The sequence below is a fragment of the Zhongshania sp. genome (assembly GCF_041623545.1).
Taxonomy (GTDB): Bacteria; Pseudomonadota; Gammaproteobacteria; order Pseudomonadales; family Spongiibacteraceae; genus Spongiibacter.
This window is the reverse complement of sequence record NZ_JBFJWS010000018.1, coordinates 15,814-35,406: the sequence shown is the minus strand read 5'-3', so window position 1 is coordinate 35,406 and position 19,593 is coordinate 15,814. Positions and strand designations below refer to the sequence as shown.

At 54.2% G+C, this 19,593-nt stretch carries 16 protein-coding genes; all 16 read right to left on the bottom strand.

The features are described from left to right. The coding region (locus ABYT30_RS04490) for an amidohydrolase family protein (protein ID WP_373095418.1) at positions 1-1,107 on the bottom strand (1,107 nt) is incomplete at its 3' end. A gap of 26 nt (positions 1,108-1,133) precedes the next feature. Beyond that, complete coding sequence (locus ABYT30_RS04485; RefSeq protein WP_373083540.1) at positions 1,134-1,970, bottom strand: metal-dependent hydrolase; 837 nt, start codon at positions 1,968-1,970, stop codon at positions 1,134-1,136. A gap of 439 nt (positions 1,971-2,409) precedes the next feature. Beyond that, the gene (locus ABYT30_RS04480; RefSeq protein ID WP_373083541.1) at positions 2,410-3,042 is read right to left on the bottom strand and encodes a TetR/AcrR family transcriptional regulator; all 633 of its coding nucleotides are present in this window, start codon (positions 3,040-3,042) and stop codon (positions 2,410-2,412) included. 75 nt (positions 3,043-3,117) lie between these two features. Beyond that, positions 3,118-3,927, bottom strand: coding sequence for a sugar phosphate isomerase/epimerase family protein (locus ABYT30_RS04475; RefSeq protein WP_373083542.1), 810 nt, complete (start codon positions 3,925-3,927; stop codon positions 3,118-3,120). Between the two features lie 64 nt (positions 3,928-3,991). After that, a complete protein-coding gene (locus ABYT30_RS04470) occupies positions 3,992-4,783 on the bottom strand; it encodes an enoyl-CoA hydratase-related protein (RefSeq protein ID WP_373083543.1) in 792 nt (263 codons plus the stop codon). Positions 4,784-4,799: 16 nt separating this feature from the next. Then, complete coding sequence (locus ABYT30_RS04465; protein ID WP_373095415.1) at positions 4,800-6,308, bottom strand: hypothetical protein; 1,509 nt, start codon at positions 6,306-6,308, stop codon at positions 4,800-4,802. A gap of 39 nt (positions 6,309-6,347) precedes the next feature. Then, positions 6,348-7,334, bottom strand: coding sequence for an alpha/beta hydrolase (locus ABYT30_RS04460; RefSeq protein WP_373095412.1), 987 nt, complete (start codon positions 7,332-7,334; stop codon positions 6,348-6,350). A 59-nt stretch (positions 7,335-7,393) separates the two neighbouring features. Further along, positions 7,394-8,305 carry an SDR family NAD(P)-dependent oxidoreductase gene (locus ABYT30_RS04455; protein ID WP_373095409.1) on the bottom strand — a complete coding sequence of 304 codons (912 nt, stop codon included), beginning with the start codon at positions 8,303-8,305 and terminating at the stop codon, positions 7,394-7,396. Positions 8,306-8,329: 24 nt separating this feature from the next. Further along, a complete protein-coding gene (locus tag ABYT30_RS04450) occupies positions 8,330-9,985 on the bottom strand; it encodes a flavin-containing monooxygenase (RefSeq protein WP_373095406.1) in 1,656 nt (551 codons plus the stop codon). Between the two features lie 26 nt (positions 9,986-10,011). After that, a complete protein-coding gene (locus ABYT30_RS04445; protein WP_373083011.1) occupies positions 10,012-11,310 on the bottom strand; it encodes an MFS transporter in 1,299 nt (432 codons plus the stop codon). Continuing rightward, on the bottom strand, positions 11,310-11,723 hold the full coding sequence (locus ABYT30_RS04440; protein WP_373083012.1) for a Zn-ribbon domain-containing OB-fold protein: 414 nt from the start codon (positions 11,721-11,723) through the stop codon (positions 11,310-11,312). Before ABYT30_RS04440 ends, ABYT30_RS04445 begins: the two co-directional genes overlap by 1 nt. Further along, positions 11,720-12,925, bottom strand: a complete 1,206-nt coding sequence (locus tag ABYT30_RS04435; protein ID WP_373083013.1) for a thiolase family protein — start codon at positions 12,923-12,925, stop codon at positions 11,720-11,722. Before ABYT30_RS04435 ends, ABYT30_RS04440 begins: the two co-directional genes overlap by 4 nt. Then, the gene (locus ABYT30_RS04430; protein ID WP_373083014.1) at positions 12,922-15,075 is read right to left on the bottom strand and encodes an acetate--CoA ligase family protein; all 2,154 of its coding nucleotides are present in this window, start codon (positions 15,073-15,075) and stop codon (positions 12,922-12,924) included. Before ABYT30_RS04430 ends, ABYT30_RS04435 begins: the two co-directional genes overlap by 4 nt. A gap of 74 nt (positions 15,076-15,149) precedes the next feature. Then, positions 15,150-16,238 (bottom strand): Zn-dependent alcohol dehydrogenase, encoded by a 1,089-nt coding sequence (locus ABYT30_RS04425; RefSeq protein ID WP_373083015.1) that lies wholly within the window; start codon positions 16,236-16,238, stop codon positions 15,150-15,152. Positions 16,239-16,293: 55 nt separating this feature from the next. Further along, positions 16,294-17,781, bottom strand: a complete 1,488-nt coding sequence (locus ABYT30_RS04420) for an aldehyde dehydrogenase (RefSeq protein WP_373095403.1) — start codon at positions 17,779-17,781, stop codon at positions 16,294-16,296. 68 nt (positions 17,782-17,849) lie between these two features. Further along, the gene (locus ABYT30_RS04415) at positions 17,850-19,592 is read right to left on the bottom strand and encodes an amidohydrolase family protein (protein ID WP_373083651.1); all 1,743 of its coding nucleotides are present in this window, start codon (positions 19,590-19,592) and stop codon (positions 17,850-17,852) included. Position 19,593: the final 1 nt, after the last annotated feature.

Genomic DNA, 19,593 nt, shown 5'->3' with positions numbered 1-19,593 from the left:
GAACATTTGCTCGAATTTGTTCATCAGTCCGGTTAATGACATAGACATGTCGGGGCCGTCGGCCAAAACAGCCGCGCGGAATTCTGCTTGCTGCATGCGCTGAACAATCTGCTCCAGGGGCATGCCTTCCAATTCTTTGAAAGTTTTATAGTAGCTAAATGGGTGGAGGGAGGTATCCAAGCCCATTAGGAAGCCCGGTGAGCGCCATGGCACTGCGGCACGGATGTCGACGCCGTCTTGCTCAAAAGTTTGTTTGAGTGATTCCAAAGTTGGGCGGAAGGCGTAGGGGTCATTGCTGCTGTCGAGATCGACCAGCGAGAAAATGACGGGCCGTTTGGTAGTCTGGCCGATGACCTTCATCCACGCCAGGTCGGGCTCTTTGCCCAAATTGTCGGAAATCATTTGGAAAACTGCGGAGCCGCCATCGGCCATGCCTTGGGCAATACCGACCAGCTCATCGGGATTGCATGAGGTGCCGGGAATACGCTCGCCATCGGCGGTCAAGTGAATAAAGGTCCGCGAGGTTGAAAAGCCGACAGCACCCGCTTCAATGGCTTGCTTGGTGATTGCCGCCATGCCGGCGATATCTTCCGGTGTAGCGTCGCCCTCAAGACCGCGCTCGCGGCCCATTACATAGGTGCGTATCGCGCAGTGCGGCACCTGTGCTGCGACGTCGATTGAACGCTTTTGGCGATCGAGGGAGTCGAGGTATTCAGGAAACGTTTCCCAGTCCCAGCTCATGCCTTCCATCAGTGCGGAGCCGGGAATGTCTTCTACGCCTTCCATGACATTGCAAAGGTATTCGCGCTCGTCTGGGCGGCATGGCGCAAAACCGACACCGCAATTGCCCATCACAATGGTGGTAACGCCGTGCCATGACGAGGGCGCCAAGTACGGGTCCCAAGTTACTTGGCCATCATAGTGGGTGTGAGTGTCGATAAAACCGGGGCAGACGAGCTGGCCCGCTGCGTCGATCTCTTGCTTGCCAGCGCCAATCGCACCGCCAACGGCAACTATTTTGCCGTCTGTAACAGCGATGTCGCCGATAAAGGCGGGTGCGCCAGTACCGTCGACGATGTTTCCGCCACGGATAACTAAATCATGCATGTTTTTTCCCCTGAAACTTTGTTGTTCTACGCTTGCTTGGCGACGACGCCGAAGGCTTGGGTCATATCGTCACCGCGATTGTATTGCTTCATCCATTCATAGAAGTATTTAGGCACGGTCTGGTGTTCAGGGTTGTGGCCAGGCATTTGCGACATAACAATGCCGTAGAGCGACTTTAATCGGCTGCTCGTTGGAATCGGTTTGCCGTTGCCTTTTAAATAATATTCTTCTGGAATATCTGGTGCGTGCAATTTGAACTCGTCATCCATCATGGTAAAGAGCTCGCCGACGTGGCGTAGGTAGCCGGGGAAGTGTTTAACGCGGAACCAATAATTGCCGTATAGGGCGTCATAAATGGCGAGGCCAGAGCTTCGGTGCTCAACTTCTTCGCAGAAATGCCAGAGCATTAATGATGAAATTCGCGAGTCCCCCTTGGCTAGGAGCATTTCTCTATTATCAATAATAAGTCGCATAGAGGGCGTAAAGGTGCTTTCTAGACCGCCAATATAAGCGAGGTGGTATTTGAGATCCCGCGACGCGAAGAGGTCGTCGTAGCTTTTAATTACCTTGTCGAGTGTTTGCTGCAGGCCGGGATACTGCTCTATCAATGCGCGTACATGTTTGCGGTGCGCCAGTGAATGGGCACTTTCTTGGGCGCGGAAGTCTTTCGCTTCTTGGAGTATGGCTGGGTCTTCAATTAATGGTTCTGCTGCACGTATTGCATCACAGATGTATTTTTCAAAGCCGATTGCGAAGAAGGACAATTTATTCATAGCAATGGAGAAAAACGGATTGTCCGGATTCCAGATGAAATCGACATCTTTGAAGTCCCAGGGCAACCTTCTGATTGTGAGATCACTCATTTTATTCTCCTTTATGGCAGAGGTGTGGCGGCACCTAGGCTAGGTATTCGCGGTGAGGCGTTCGACTCATCGGCGAAAACCAGTAAATCGGACATACCGTCCATTTTTGGATGATAGCTCTAAATGGACGGTTTGTCCATATTTGATTAAAAAGGCTCTTTGGGCCACTTTGTGTTGTATCGAGTTATCGAATAGCTGGTTTAGTAAGCGACGTAAAAGCTGTCCAGTGCGGAAACCTTTAGGGTGAAGCACCTGGTGGTACTTTGCTGTGGATGTAGATGAGTAGATTGGCTTTTGCTTAGGCAGGCAGGGCAACGATGGAGTGAGGTAAGTTATTGATTGCTGCGAAACATTAATTGACGGTATACCGGCGCTGAATTAACAGCGCCTTGTTATTTCCGTCTTTTGTTGAATTGTTGGCGTCTGGCGAGGGATAGGCTTATTTTTTCAATGCCATGTACAGTAATTCAACAATGGCATCGTCTAAGCCGCGACGGCTAATACTATTTGAGCCGAGAATGCCCATTTGGTTTAATGCCGCTAGGCGTTCCATCGCGGTATAAATAACCATGCTGATGTATTCGGGGTTTTCAAGCCTGGGGTTTAATTCGGCAAGTTTTTCGCCAAAGCGATTAAGTAATTCGATAGTCGATAACTGCCGAAAGTTTAGGAAACGCGCATTACCCTGATCGGCCTCGATATTGCGAATACGCAGTTCTACGCGATGCTTTTCCCAGAGAGTATTGAAACTATCGACGAACTTTTCTAATTGGCTTTTTAAATTTTCACTCGTCCAAGTTTCATTGAGGATGTCGAACATTGCATTCATATCGAGGGAGGCCGCTTCGACACAGGCAAAGAGGACGTCTTCAATATCCTTGAAATACACATAAAATGTGGCGTTAGAGACTTTTGCTTTAGCGGCTAAGTCTGAAACGGTAAGGTCTTTGTACGACGAATTGCCCAGCATTTTCAGGGCAATGCTCATTATGCGCTGGCGCGTAAGCTGACCTTTGCGGCCCATTTTTTGCCCATATTGATTGACCAGCTGTGCTGGCGTGGCTACACCCATTAAAATTTTCTCCATCGCATATGGCGAGCAGACTACGCCAGCATCTGTACTTGATCAATAGTTTATATTGAGTACTTAGTCATAGCGGGATATCGCTTGAATGATTTTTTCAGTATAGGTAATTGCTCGACGTAGTCCGATCTTATGGCCCTCGGCGGCTAAGCGCGGCCCAATGATTTCAAGGTCGACTGGGCCGCAATACCCTGTGCTAAAAATTAATTGGAATAAGTGTTCCATTGGCAGTGCGCCGTCGCCGGGTACAGCGCGGCAGGGAAGTGCACGGTCGCCCATAACATAGTCACTAAGCTGTACAAAGGCGCACATCGGTCCCGCCGCTGCAATGGCTTCGGTGATATCTGAATCTGTCCAGCAGGCGAAAAGGTCTATGCCGACTTTAATTTCTGCCGCTCGCGCTAAGGCGACTGCGTCACTTAGGCGATGAGCCATCGACGCGTCGGCATAGAGGTGGGATGTTGGTTCAAGCCCTAGATCAATACCTGCGGCGAGTGCGTACTCGGCACATGGAGAAATTTCGTCGGCAAATCGTTGCATTGCTTCTCGCCAGTCCATTGCGCCGCGGGGGCCACTGGTCATGCAGACAGCCGCCGCGTTTACCTCCTGTGCCATATCAATCGTCGCCATGAGTCTATCGCGCTGTTTGGTGGCTTCGGTCGGCGTAGTAAAACCAAAGGCCCGGTGTGTTACCAGTGAGACTGATAGGCCTGTTTCCTGAAATAGGCGCCGAGCCTGCGTCGCGCCAAATTGGCTGAGTTGTTCTCGTTGGGGGCTAATGGCGGTCGCGCCGAGCTCGGCAATTAAGGCGACTTGTTGGGGAAGTGGCGCTGGGGTAAGACACAGCGTATTAACAGAAATAATCGGGGTCATTTAAAGGGCCTTCTTCATTTTCTTATTGCTAAATTGTGCTGCAGCCCAAGCGACTAAACAGCATTCATCGGGCCAGCCACTTCGCCGCCCGCTTTTCGAGAAATGCTTTTGGGCCCTCTTTGAAATCCTCACTCGCACGTAGGCGTTCTAATGCTGCTTTTGCCATCTGCTTGCTTTCTTGGTCGCTGAGCAAGGCGGTTTCCTTGGCAACCTGTACGGCTTCATAAACAGCTAGAGGCGCATTTACAGCTATGGCCTGAGCGAGCGCAATGGCTGTGTCGATTAGCCTGTTACTGGCTACTACGCGGTTGATTAAGCCGACCTCGTAGGCGCGTTGGGCGGTGATTGGGTCGCCAGTGGCGAGCATTTCCAGCGCGACAACCCGGGGTATTGCTTTCATTAGCCGCGTGACACCACCTTCGGTGGCAATTAACGAGCGTTTCACTTCTGGTAAGCCGAAACGGCTGTTCTCCGCGGCGACCACCATATCGCAGGCGAGGCAGAATTCCATGCCACCCGCGACAACGCTGCCGTTGACAGCCGCGATCCAGGGTTTGCGACGTTTGGCATCAATGAAACCACCGAAGCCGCCGTCGGTGGTGAATAACTTTGCACCATTACCCGCAGCGACTTCGGCTAAGTCAGCACCGGCGCAAAAAACTTGGTCATTTGAGGAGGTGAGTATTACCGCCCGAATACTGGGGTCGGCCTCGGCGCGTTTGACGCAGGCATCGAGCTGGTTGGCGAGAGCGGCGTTTACCGCGTTGCGTTTCGCTGGACGATCGAGGGTGACTAAGGCGATATGCTCGGCGACAAGTTCGTAGTGTACTAGCTCATTATGGTCAACTTCGCTCATGAATGTCCCCTGCGTTTTACGCGGTTGAATTTTGTGAGTGATTCTCTGCGTACTGCCAGTGCAGTGTGTCGCCCTTAAGTATGGTTTCTCCGTGGCTACCCACCGGCTCTGAATCGCCGCTGCTTAGAAAGCGGATACCGTTATCGTCACTGCCATTAATTCTCGCCAATACCCGTTCGCCCACGGTGTTGCGGCCGATTACCGTCGCGTAATCGGCTGTGCCATCACGCTTGTAAAACACGGTGTAGGTCTCAATCACCGCAGGGCCTTGGTAAGCATCGTTTATTGCTGGTATGGGTTCGCGCAGAGCGTCGGCGAGCGCTTGGACGTGGTAATTTTGCGGGAAGTCGACCCCCTCAATGGGGTTTCGAGCCAGCACAATCGCGTGATTGTGGGTGCAGTGGCCACCATTGCCATAGAGCAGACCAAACTTTCCGGAACTGCGAAGACTGCGGACCATTGCTGCTGTGGCGTGGAGCATGTAGTTGCCAATGGGACCTCCCCCAAAGGTGAGTCCGCCATGGACACTTAATGGCTTTTCGAGACTTAGCCCCAGCGCACGCCTTGCGATTTTGGGTACACAGGGAAAGCAGGAATACAATTCGATGTGGTCGAGGTCCTCGACCGTAAGCTGGTTAAACGTCATCACTTTTTCGAGCACGACGTTCATTGATACGCTGCCGGTCCAGCTGGCTCGGGCAAGCGGTTCCTCATCTTCATGTGCCGCCGCGCCCGCGCCGATATACACCAATTGGCTATCGGAGATACCAGCCGCCCGCGCCTTGGCAAGGCTGGTGACAAAGACAGCCGCGCCCTGGTTTACCGAGGCGTTGGCGACCATCAATTTGCTATAGGGAAAGGCAATTAGCCGATTATCTGAATTGATATCACTAATTTCTTCGCTGCTACGGGGCTGTTTTAGCCACGCGCCTTCGGCATTAACAGCAACCTCTGATAGCCGAGACCAGATCTCGGCGGATTCCGCTTGGCCTTCGGCCAGTGTTTGCCCCCAGGCTGCCCGACAGGCATTTTCGTAGAGCGGGTAAATATCACTTGGCGTGATTAAGCCATAGCGTCGGCGCAAGTCAGAGGCGGATGCCGCGGATCCCGCAAATAGGGCTTTGCTGTTGCCAGCGGCTGAGGCGCGGCGCGCTGATTCACGGATTGCCTCGCCGCCGACTAATAGGCAAACAGTGGCGTTGCCGCTCGCAATTGCGTTAGCGGCCTCATTCAGGTGGCGTACCGGGGTGTCACCATTGGGTATGCTAGCTTGGATGATGGTGGCCGGTGCTATACCAAGTGCCTTTGGCAACATGGCGGGTACGTCGTATTCTCGAAAAGAAATCTGCGGGGTAATGGCTAGCCAGTCGCACTGATCGAGAAAGCCGCCGCCACTGTCGGTATTGGCAAGCCGCGCGGCGGCGGTCATCAGTTCTACTGAATCGAGGCCCACCGCATTAGCGCGAGGCCGGTCGTTGATCTCACCGACGCCAACTATGACAGGTATATGATCTGCTGTGGCCATGCTCTGCTTCCCGTTTATTGTTGTAAGAACACGCACTATTTAGGCTACATTTTTGGTGCTCGACTTATTTTTTTCCTCACCGCCGAATGCACACCGCAGCGCCTCGCGCCGTTCACTTTGCGCGGCAATCGTGATCGACGCTTCGTATGCCATCTCGAAGGCGTGAAACGCACCTGGAATAATATGCAGCTCCGTTGGCACGCCGGCGCGGAGCAGTCGCTGCGCGTAGGCGATATCTTCGTCGACAAACAAATCAAGCGCGCCGACACTTATATACGCTGGCGGCAAATTCGACAGGTCGCTCGCACGGGCAGGGGCGGCATAGGGGGAGACATCGGCCGCGCCTGGTTCCTGCCCCAGTAGTGCGGTCCACGCAAAGCGATTGGCTTGTGGTGTCCAGACGAACTCACCGGTAACGGGATTCGGCGTTGTTGTCGTTACCGTGCGGTCGTCCAGCATGGGGTAGGTCAATAATTGGAAACAGATGGGAATTTCACCGCGGTCGCGGGCGAGGATTGTCAACGCGGCGGCTAGGCCGCCACCGGCACTTTCGCCGCCGACGGCAATTCGCTCGCGATCGATACCGAGTTCGTCGGCGTTAGTGAATACCCAACTCAGGGCGGCATAACAATCTTCTACCGCTCCCGGTGCGGGCGTTTCCGGCGCGAGGCGATATTCGACCGATATCACCACACAGTCGAGTTCATCAGCAATGCGCATATTGCCGGGGCCGTTTAAGGCCGCGACGCCAAAGATATAACCGCCGCCATGAATGTTTAGGTACACCGGGCGGGCAGGTGATGGTGCCCGTGGTCGATAAATGATGACTTCAACATCGGGGGCGCCGGCAGGCCCCGGAACGCTGCGGCGCTCGGTCGCAATCGTTTCCCGCGCATAAATTTCCAGCGGCGCGGCCATGGCGGCCATTGCTGCGCGGCGAGCGGGGAGTGAAGCTGCGTCTATTTCGCCAATGGGTAGCGCGTCCACCGCGGCAACAAGTTCAGGATGGATCAGGTGCCTAGTCATATTCTACGGTCCTTATTTTCGCTCGCGCGCGCAATGGTGTGGCATTGAAAATCCCTAAGTTAGCCAATTTTGTTGGCGGCAGCATCGGCGCGAGCCATGGATTGCAAGGTATTGTCTAATACTGTGCCGTAAGGGTCTTTACCCGTTGCACGGCCTTTGGCGATAGTTTGGATGAGGGTTTGATGGCCTTCGCTATCGTGATTTGGTAATACATATAATTGACCGGCTGACGCGGCGTCAAAGATCATTTGGGCGGCGTCTTCGGGGGACATGGCGGCGTCGAGGCCGGCGCTCATCATGCGCTCGACACCGCGAACAGTGGCATTTTCAAAACGACTGCGGCGCTCAAGATGTAAATCTGCTGGGCTGGCTGTTTCCGGTTGCATAATAGCAGTGCGAATGATTCCCGGCATGGCGATGGTGACGCCAATATTGTTAATGCCTTCTGCGGCAAGGTCGAGGTGCAGCGCTTCCGATAATCCGAGTACAGCGTGTTTGGTCGACGAATAGCTAGCGTAACCAGGGTAAACCGTGACGCCAGCCGCCGAGGCGATGTTTATTACTTGGCAGGGGTCACCTTGGGCAATCATTCGCGGCACAAAGCTGCGAATACCGTGAAAAACACTTTTCAGATTGAGGTTGATTAGCCATTCGTATTGTTCCGGCGGGGTATCCCAGACAAGGCCAGCGACAAAAGCGCCGGCATTGTTAATTAATAGATTAACCTTGCCGTAGCGTGCCACGGTCGCCTCAGCTAGGGCGGTAACGGAATCAATTTTAGTGACGTCGGTGCGCACACCAAACACCTCGCCGCCGGCCGCACTTAATTGTGTTACTGCTGTGTCCAGTGCATCTTGCCGAATATCAGCAATGACGACTTTCATACCACGACGAACGGCCTCATGGGCCAAGGCCAAGCCGATTCCGCCTGCGCCACCCGTAATTACCGCAACACTTTCTGAATATTCCATGACTTACTTTTCCTTTTGGATGGTTTAGGCAGACTTATCACTTTCGCTATGGTCGGACGAAAGTTTGAAGCCAACATAGCCGCCGGTCACAATTTCCGCGACGCGGGTAATGTAGTTAGAGAATCCGCCTACATAAGCCAAGAATACTCTGGGCTTGCCCGGTACGTTGTCACCCATATACCAAGATTTCGCCAGTGGGAATAAAGTGTGGTTGGCAACGTCATGTACTGTTTGCGCCCATGAGGCCTGTGCTTTCATCGTCGGCTCTATGCGCGTCACTTTGTGCTCACGCATATAAGTGATGCAGTCGGCGATCCAATCGACATGGTGCTCAATGGTTGGCACCATATTTGCGAGTACCGATGGGCTGCCGGGGCCGTTGACGGTGAAGAGATTGGGAAAGCCAGCCATCATTAGGCCAAGGTAGCTGGCTGGCCCGTCTTTCCACGCATCTTTCAGTAAGAGGCCGTCGACACCCTTTATATTAAGCGCGAGCAATGGTCCGGTCATGGCGTCGAAACCGGTGGCGAAGACAATCAGGTCAAAGGGGTATTCTTTTTCCGTGGTCTTGATGCCCGCTGCCGTGAGGGTTTCAATGGGCGTGGCGCGGACATCAACCAAGTCAACGTTCGGGCGGTTATAAGTGTCGTAATAGTCTGTGTCTAGGCATAAACGTTTGGTGGCAAAAGGGTGATCTTTTGGCGTTAGGCGTTCGGCGGTTTCTGGGTCTTTAACAATGGAGCGAATTTTGTTTTGGACAAAATCGGCGACAGTGACGTTTGCCTCTGGATTGCTGAGTAGATCGGAATAGACGTTTTGAATTCCGGCACTACCAAACTGCCATGCATGTTCAAAGGTAGCGAGGCGCTCTTCTTTATCGACGTCAAAAGTCATAAGGCCAGTTGATAATTTAGACTGCACGCCGCCCTTGGTTTCTTTGTTGCGGCGGTGATGCTCAACATAATCCTTGCGCACTTTGGCTTCCCACTCGGGGTCGATAGGGGCGTTGCGGGCGGGAATGGTGTAGTTAGGCGTGCGCTGGAATACAGTTAAGTGGGCGGCTTCCTTGGCGATTTCCGGAATAGATTGTATGCCTGATGAGCCGGTGCCGATGACAGCAACACGCTTGCCAGCGAACTCAACGCCGTCACGGGGCCACGTTGAGGTTTGTACCCATTGGCCTTTGAATTCGGCTAAGCCGTCAAACTCAGGGTCTTTTGGCGTCGACAAACATCCGGTGGTGGTCATCAAATACGTGCAGCGAACTGTATCGCCCTGTCCACTTTCTACCGTCCACAGGTTCTCGGCTTGATCGTAGGTGCAGGCTGTGATTCGCGTGTTAAAGGTGATATCGCGGCGCAGCTCAAATTTATCGGCGACGTGATTTATATAACGTAGAATTTCCGGTTGGGTGGCATAGCGCTCACTCCACTTCCATTCGTTCAGTAGCTCTGCTGAAAAAGAATAACTGTAATCTAAGCTTTCAATATCGCAGCGCGCACCGGGGTAGCGATTCCAAAACCACGTGCCGCCAACGTCGGGGCCAGCTTCAAAACCTTGTATCGAAAGGCCCATTTCACGAATTTTATAATGGGCATACAGGCCGGCGAAGCCAGCACCAATGACGACGACATCGACGACGTCACTGCCGCGTTTTTGGTTTTTATTGCTATCGTTCATCGTAAATCTCTCGTTGTTGAGCGAACTTATCGTTTGGCTTTTGATGCCTGCGTATCTGAATTTTTACTGGTGATTAAGTCGGTTCGTACCGGAAAATTTGGATACTGGCCCAAGGACAAGAATAAAACCGAAGATACCGCGCAGATCGGGATATACGTCCACAGCGCCAAGGTGTAGGCGCCGGTGATGTCGTAACTGTAATTGACGACCATGGGGCCAAGTCCGGTGGCAAGGGACAGCAAGCCTGAGATCACACCAAAGAGAAGTCCAAAGCTCAGCATGCCTAAGTGCCGCGTGGCCAAGTAGGCGACGGCATCCAGCTCGGCGCCAAGGGACAGGCCGAGAAAGATTGCCGCCAGTTGCGCCGCGAGAGGGTCGCCGGGCATTTGTAGTAGCAAAACACAGGACACTATTGGTAGCAGTACGGCGATGGCAGTCACCACATTGCCATTCATTCTATCGAGTAAGTAGCCGCCGCCGAGGCGACCTATGATAGACGCTAGGCCGACTAGGCCGGCTATTTCGGCCGCGTTGATACGGGCTAAGCCTGTAGAGACAAGTATAGGTACCAAGTTTACTGTGAAGGAGACGGCAACTAAGGCAATACCAAAGGCGGCGAGGGCAAGTTTATAAAAGCGCGCTGAGCGAAAGCCTTCTCGTCCGGTTAAGCCGCTTAGCAATACTTCCGCAGTTTGAACGTCTGAGGGTGGCTCCCTGCGCAGGCGATCTTTGGCACTGGTAAAAAAGAAAAATAAGAGAGGCAGTACCAATAAGGCCCAAAATGCGGCGAGTCCGATATAGGCCATGCGCCAGCCGTAAGCCTCAACAAGATAGGTGCTTAGCATTGGCGTGACGGTAGCGCCAAAACCGGTACCGCACAGGGTTACGGCAAGGGCGAAGCCGCGACCTCGGACAAATACACTTGAAACGGCGGCCGTCCAAATTAGCGGTATCAGGCCTTTAACGCCGATGGCGAGAGCGGTCCAGAGTGCAATCCAGCTCCATATCGACACATTGGCAAAGGAGATCATTGCCAAAAAGGTGCAGTAAGCGGTGGCACCGCACAAGGCAATGCGGCGTGGGCCAAGTGTGTCGACCAATAAACCGATAATTGGCGAAAGTAGCAGAGCAACTAACGAGCCGATTAACATGCCTGATGAAATCTGTGCACGGCTCCAGCCGAACTCTGCTTCCAGTGGTGCAATCATTACGCCCAGGGAATAAATATGCACAGTCGACAGTGCAACACCTGATGCACTTGCCAAAACCACCGGCCAGTTTTTCACCCATTCATTGGTGCTGCTGTGTATGTTATTGGTTTGCATTATGCGGTCTCGTCAGTGGGGCGGTAGCGCAGCAAAGTGATATCTGCATAGGTGTCGTGGTCGAATACTGGGCTCAGTGTCATGCCAATGCGAACGTCCTCGGGACCTACATCGCATAAGCTCGTCGGCACGCGAATACCAATGTCTAATTCGGCCACTGCGAGTACGGGTTCTTCGAGGTGGGCAAAGGCTTTGTCGACGGGAACGCGGGCAACCGACCAGCTGTAAAGCGTGGCTTTGCCGCTTACGTTTTTCCACGTTAATTCCTGACTAGCGCAGGCAGGGCAAAATGCCCGTGGGTAAAATACCCAGTGCTGGCAAGCGTCGCATTGCTGAACTGCGACTTCACTACGGGCCAAAGCTTCCCACCAAGGGCGAGACACGTCGGTGATAATGGGGGGCGCGCCGTTCATGCTGTCGCTCCTTTCAGTATTAGTGCGACTTGCTCGCTCATAATGCCGCCATTACCGCTGACGAACATGCTTTCGCAATTGCTAATTTGACGACCGCCGGCGCGGCCGGCGATTTGACGATAGCCTTCGATAACATGGGTCATGCCACCTGCGCCGCCGGCTTGACCGAAGCCCAGTTGACCGCCATTGGTATTAAGGGGGAAGTCGCCGGCAAAGCTCATATCGTGGCTGCGCAAGAATTCCATTCCCGCGCCTTTGTCGCAAAAGCCGGCAGCCTCTAGCGCCATTAACACTGCGATGGTGTAGCAATCGTAAATTTGCGCACCATCCATTTGTGCCGGTGTCATACCGGCCATGGCGAAGGCCGTTGCCGCTGCCTCTCGCAGCGGTGGATCGAGTATGTCTTGGGCGAATTGCGGCGATTTATGAGCAATGCCTTCGCCGTAGCCGCTGATGTGAACTGGGCGATGCCGAGTGCGACGAGCGACGTCGGGGGACGCAACGACGACAGCGGTGCCGCCACGTACCGGCCGTACAATTTCTAGCATGCGCAGTGGGTCAGCAATCATGCGGCTGTTTAAGACATCTTCTTCGCTTAGCTTTTCGCCGTAGAAAATTGCATCTGGATTGGCATTGGCGCTGCGGCGCTGATGAACCACTAAGCGTGCCAGCGCCTGAGGGTCGTAGCCATAGATATGCGCATAGCGCTGAGCGATAAACGCATAGGGGATATTTTGACCAAGATGGCCATAGGGAATCTCGAACTCAGCTTGGGGTGAACCGGGTAAGTAGCTTGATGCACCAAATGCCCGGGGCAGCCCGCCGCTCGTGGGCGAGGGTGGCGGATAGTTACCGGGGTAAATACACAGCACCACCGAGGCTAAACCTTTTTCGATGGCAGCGGCGGCGCGCCATACCATGCCGGCCGCGGCAGCGCCGCCTAAATCAGGTGCTTCGCCATAGCCAATACGCACACCAAGGTACTCGGCGAGGGTGGCGGGTAAAAACTGATCACTCACATAAATACCGCGCACCGAAATACCGTCGACATCGGCGAGTGTTAAACCGGCATCTGCCAAGGCCTGTAAGGCGAGGTCAGCAGCTTGTTCCAGGCTGTTGGCGCTGGGCACTTCAGAGAAGCGGCGGGCGGGGTACTCCGCGGCGCCGACAATGGCGGCGCAGGATGAATGATCGCGGCTCATTTTTCCGATCCTAGGGTTTCTGGAGCAAGCGTTTCTGGGGTAAGCGTGTCTGTCCAGACCGCAAGCGCGTCTAAGGCTTCGATACGGTCACCGGTTACCAGAAGTGGATTCACTTCCAGTGCCGCGAGATCGTCGCCCAGTGATTCAGCGGCTGTCGCAATACGAATCACAACATCGGCCACGGCATTGAGGTCGACGGGTTCTGAGCCGCGGTAGCCCCGTAGCATGACAATACCGCGTAGCGATTCAAATGCGGCGACGATATCTTCACGGCGTGCAGGTAGTAGGCAGAGCGCGGTATCGGCGAGGGCATCAACCCAAAAGCCGCCAAGGCCGACTGCGCAAACTAAGCCCCATTGCGGGTCGCGGGCAATACCCACTAACAGCTCGACACCGCCGCTGCGCATGGGCGCGACAATAACACCGTCAATCTTGGCCTTTGGCGCTCGCTCGCCAACGGTCGCCATCATTTTGTCAAAGGCTGCCGCTACGGCGGTATCGCCGATTAAGTTCAAGGCGACGCCACCGACTTCACTTTTGTGGGCAATGTCAGTGGACAAAATTTTCAGCACCACCGGCTCGCCAATAGCTTGCGCCGCGGCAACCGCCGCCTCTGCGCTTTGCACAATTTGGGTCGGAATAACGGGCACATCGTGGCTTGCTAAAAAGTCGAGGGTTTGGCGCTCGTCACTTGGTTTAGCGGTTACAGCCTTAGTCTGTGCAACAAGGGGCGCTGCTTCGCGCTGTACCCGCGCCGACCACCATGCCAGTTTGCCAACGGCCTCTAAACCATGGCGAATGCCGGGCAGGGAAAAGGATTGATCGAAGCGCTCGAGATAAGCGCGGCCGTGTTCGTTAATCACGTTCTCGGCATTGTTCATCAGCAATATCGGCGCCTTGGCCTGCTGTAAAGATTTACCAATTAATGCCACGGTGTTGGGCATGCTCGGCTCGGCAACGGCGGGAATATCCCAGGTGAGGATAGTGAGTCCAATCGCGGGGTCGCGGGACAGGATTTCCGGCACCTTTACCCACAGTTCTTCGTCACGTACGGCTGCGCCGGTCATGTCGAGGGGGTTATGCATTTGGCCGAGATCGGAAATTACCGTGGCTAATTCTGCGCAGGTCGCTTCTGAAAATTGCGGTATTGAAACCCCCGCGGCGTCGCCAAAGTCTGATGCGATTTCGCACATACCACCGGAGATAGAAATAAACGCGACACCGGGGCGGGCCAATGGGCCTGTCGCGGCCAGTGTCGCGGCAGTGACGACTAAGGCCTCCACCGTTGAGACCCGTACAATTGCTAGGCGATCGCAGACGGCGTCGAAGACTTTGTCGTCGCCGACGGCGGCGCCAGTGTGGGCCGCAGCAACGGCGGCAGTGGTTTCGGCAGCGCCAATTTTTAGGGTGATAATAGGTTTGCCTGCTAAACGAGCACGTTCAGCTGCGGCCGCAAATTTTGCGGGGTCACGCACTTCTTCGAGGAATAAGGCGATGGCGCGTACTTCGGGAATTCCAACTAAGTAGTCTATTATGTCGGAGGTCGTTACGTTCATCTCATTGCCGGTGGCGATGATATGCGTAAAGCCAGTGCCCTGCCGAATGCCATAATTAATCACTGCGGCGGCGACCGAACCACTCGCGGAAATAAGGGCAATGCTGGGCTTGGTCGGCTGCTCAACAAAGGGAATGGAGCCCAGGCCGACCTTGCCGAGGTTATTGCGAAAACCCAGCGAATTTGGTCCCAGCACACGAGTACCAGTGCTATTGCACAGTTCGAGTAGCTCTGCTTCACGCGCGGCACCTTCCGCGCCGATCTCAGCGAAACCTGAGGTGACAATCACCAAATTGCGAATACCAAATTCGATTGCGTCTCGGGCGGTATCGAGAATACCCGCGACCGGTACGCAGAGAAATGCGGCGTCGACGTGACCAGTGAGCCCTTTGCAGCTGGTGACACTTTCGATACCGTACGCTGGTGCACCACGCTGATTAACGAGCTGAATTGAACCGGTGTATTCCAATCCGCGCAGCGCACGCACAGCCAAATTTGAAAAGTGATTGCGCTCAGAGGCACCGACAATAGCGACGGAGCGCGGATTGAATAGAGCCTCGAGTCGGTGGGCATCCTTGAATTGCGAATCAGTCATTTCTTCTCCGATTATTATGCTAAATTTTAAGCACTATTTTTATTGCTAGATGCTAGACGCAAAACGCAATTTACTTAGGCATCAAACATAATGACTGAACGCGCGATTTCGCCTTTACGCATATCGTCGAAACCTTTATTGATGTCGGATAGTTTCAAACGCTGAGAAATCAATTCATCGATCTTGAGGCCACCTCGCATATAGAGGTCGACTAAATAAGGAATGTCGATGCTGAGACGGACGCCGCCGGCCATGGAGCCCTGTATTTTCTTTTCGCGCAACAAGGCAAAAGGAGAAATTTCAATGCGGGTGTCGGGGTGGGCAACCCCTGCTACGGTGGCAGTACCGCCTTTGGCAAGCATGCCGAAAGCGGCTTCGATGGTGTCTTTGCGGCCGATGGCCTCGATCGCGTGATCCACGCCGCGGCCATTGGTTAAGGCGAGTACCTGTTCGACAATATTTTCTTCCGCGGCATTGATCACGTCGCTTGCACCGAAGACGCGGGCCAGTTCCAGTTTGCTGGGCATCCGGTCTATGGCAATAATACGTCCGGCACCGGCAACGGCGGCGCCGTTAATGGCGGGCAGGCCAACGCCGCCGCAGCCAATAATGACAACGGTTTCGCCGGGTCTGACTTTTGCTGTATTAGTCACCGCGCCAAAGCCGGTGGATAAGCCACAGGCAATTAGGCAGGCGCGATCCAGAGGCATATCCCGGCGTATCGGCACGCAGCCGCTCTCATGTACCAGCATCATTTCGGCAAAAGAGCCGGTATTCATAAACTGGCCGAAGTTCTCCTCACCACGATATAGCCGAGCGGGTTCGTCGGCCGCGCGCTGGGCTTCTGGGGTGACACAGCGATAAGCGTGACCACTGTGACACTGTTCGCAATGGCCGCAGCTGAACGCCAAGCTGACAATGATATGGTCGCCGACCTTAACGGTTTTAACATCGGAGCCGACTTGCTCGACAATACCCGCTGCTTCATGGCCGAGGATGGCCGGGAGTGGCATGGGCATGGCGCCGTCCATCATGTGTAGATCAGAGTGGCAGAGGCCGACCGAAGACACGCGGATTAATACTTCGCGTGATTTGGGTTTAGAAATTTCGACTTCTTCGATTTCCATCGGCCGTCCGACTTCGCGAAATACAGCTGCTTTCATTATTAACTCCTCATTTATTTTTAGGTGGCTCAGCAGAAACGAAACGCTCTGCAGCCTATAATTTTTTCGCGCTTGGCGTGCCTTCAAAGATCATGGTTTTACTTTCTAAATAGGGGTGCAAACCCTCGACGCCACCTTCGCGGCCGATACCGGATTGTTTGAAACCGCCAAAGCCAATATTGAAATTCACTTTAAAGCCATTGTGACCAACGGTACCGGCGCGTAGGCGGCGACCGACGGCATAGGCGCGCTCAACGTCATTGGTGAACACGCTGCTGTTTAATCCGTATATTGAATCATTGGCAAGTTCGATGGCATGCTCTTCGCTTTTTGCGGAAATAACACTGATAACAGGCCCGAATATTTCTTCGCGGGCGATCGTCGAGTTGTTATTAACATTGGCAAACACGGTAGGTTCTATATAAAAGCCGCGGTCCAAATGTTTTGGTCGGCCGCCACCTACGGCAAGGCGCGCGCCTTCCTGTTGGCCTTGCTGAATAAAGGACTCGACGCGATCCCGCTGCCGTGAAATCGCCAGTGGACCCATTTGACTTGCGGGGTCGAAGGGATTGCCGACGACAATTTTGCCAAAGGAGTCGGCGAGGGCGTCGACAAGATCGTCGTGGCGTTGCTCACTAACAATGACGCGGGTGAGTGACGCGCAGACTTGGCCGGTCATCATCGGGGTGATTCTGGCAAACATGTCGGCGGCTTTGCCGAGATCGTAGTCGTCGAGAATTACCGCGGGGGATTTGCCACCGAGTTCCAAGGTAAACCGTGCAACGCGCTCGCCGCAAATAGACGCGATCTTGCGTCCGGCAACGGTAGAGCCAGTGAAGCTGACTTTGTCGACGCCCGGTGAGCGCACCAACAGTTCGGATACTTCACGGTCCGCCGTTAAGACGTTAATGACGCCTTTGGGTAGGCCAATTTCTTCGCAAATTTCGGCAAATAAATAAGGTGCCCCCGGCGCTTCCGGTGAGGCTTTGATGATGACGGTGCAGCCCGCAAGTAAGGCGGGGGCGACTTTGTAAGCCATTAGTGAATGGGGCGCGTTCCACGGGATAATGGCAGCGACCACGCCGACGGCTTCGCGCACGAGCATGGCAGATTGCCCTTCTGGCGCAGGGTGATCTTCCTGCCATGGAAAGTTCTTTGCGAGATCTGCGTAAAACCGAAATACCTCGGCAAGTCCCTTGGCGGAATGTGCCGACATCGAGCGTAAAACGCCGGACTCCATTGTCCAGGTATCGGCCACAGCCTCACCGCGTGTTAACCACGCATCGGCAATTTTGTTTAGGTAGTCAGCGCGTTCTTCTGGGCACATGCGTGGCCATGGGCCCTGATCAAAGGCTTGCCGCGCGGCGCTTACCGCGCGTTCTATATCTGCTGCCTGTGCTTCAGCAACCGTGGCAAAACACGCTTCGCTATTACTGTCGATAACATCGATGGTGGCCGACGAGGAGGGTGTCTGCCATTCGCCGTCAATGAAAAACGTCAGTGGCTTGCTGATGTGACTTTTAGGTGCTGCGGTAAGGCTCATATTATTTTCTCCAGTGGGCGCGACGAGCGCGCCCTATATAGGGACGTTGGCTTTTGTGGCGACGGAACTCAGGCAGCACTCGTTTCGGTAGCTGGCCGCTTGCTGCCGCGAATTAATTTTCCCGCCAATACCCCGGTGGGTTTATCCTCTTTGGCGATAATTTGCCCTGAGACAATCGTCATGTGATAACCCTTCGCTGTCTGGTCAAGACGTCGACCACCGCCGGGTAAGTCACGGGTGATAATTGGCGCGTGGAGCTCAAGATTGTCGTAGTCAATAATATTAATATCGGCTTTATAGCCCGCCGCAAGCACGCCGCGATCATGCAAACCGATTAAGTGTGCGGGTTTAGAACTCATATGCTTTACGGCTTCGGGTAGTGACAGGCGTTTGCCTTGGCGGTCGCGAGTCCAGTGGGCAAGCATAAACGTAGGGTAGCTGGAGTCGCAGATCAAACCGTAATGGGCGCCACCATCGCCCAAACCAACAATCGCGCAATCAGACTCGAATAACTCGTGCATGAAATCCAAGGTTTGCCGACCGTAATTGGCAATGGCGACTAACAGCATTGCTTTACCGTCATTTTCAAGTAACAGGTCGTAGGCAATTTCTTCAGGCTTTTTGCCGAGGCGCTCTGCCTGCGCGGTGATGCAGGTTTCCGGCTCAGGTTCATAATTCGGCGTTTTGCCGAGTGGGTACATCCAGTCGAAACGACGGGTCAGCATGGTCAGTGGCAGAAGATTGTCGTCTGGCTCTTCAGCAATAATTTGCGCTCGAATTTCTGGCTTGCGCAGTTCAATAATCCGTTGCGCCAGCGGCAGATGGGCGAGTGATTTGTATGTTGGGCAGTCCACAAAGGGGTTACTGGTCAAGTCGAAGCTCGCCAACATGCCAACCGGGCGCGGAAAGAACTGGGGGTGGATTGATCCAGCTGAGGTTTTATTTACTTCTTTACTGAGCTCGAACATGCGGAGCCAGCGGTCCGGTTCTTTCTTGGCTTGCAGTAAGGTGAACGTCAGAGGTAAGCCGGTCTTGTCAGCGACGTTGCGCAGTAACTCGAATTCGTCGTCGACCATAGAGTCATCCATACCGAGTTCAGAGATCATCTGGAAAATACCGCCGCCGGCGTCTTGCACCGCGAGACCCGCCGCGACAAGTTCGCGCTCACCAGCGGCAAAGCTCGGAACCAGCTCGCCATCACTGCGGCGGTCGACGGGGGTGCGAGAGGTGCCAAAGCCCAACGCCCCAGCTCGCATGCCCTCGCGAATAATGTCGGCCATTTTTGCCAAGTCCTCATCGGTTGCGGGTTCACGATTGGCACCGCGTTCGCCCATAACATAAACCCGCAGCGGTGAGTGGGGGATCAAGGTCGCTATATCAATGTCGCGGGGGCGGCTATCGAGGGCGTCGAGGTATTCAGGAAAGGTTTCCCATTCCCAAGTTAAGCCCTCTTGCATAACAACGCCGGGAATATCTTCTACGCCTTCCATGGTCGCGCAGAGTAGGTCGCGGTCCTCTGGGCGGCAGGGCGCAAAGCCAACGCCGCAATTGCCAAGCAACACCGTAGTCACACCGTGGGAGGAGGAGGGGTTAATGCGTGTGGACCAAATTGCTTGGCCATCGTAGTGGGTGTGCAGGTCGACAAAGCCGGGTGTGACCAGCATGCCGCGAGCATCAATCTCTTCCCGACCGGGGCCAATCTCCGCGCCAACGGCGACGATTTTGTCGGCGGTGATGGCGAGGTCGCTGATAAAGGCTGGGGCACCAGTGCCGTCAATGATATTGCCATTGCGTATTACTAAATCGTACATG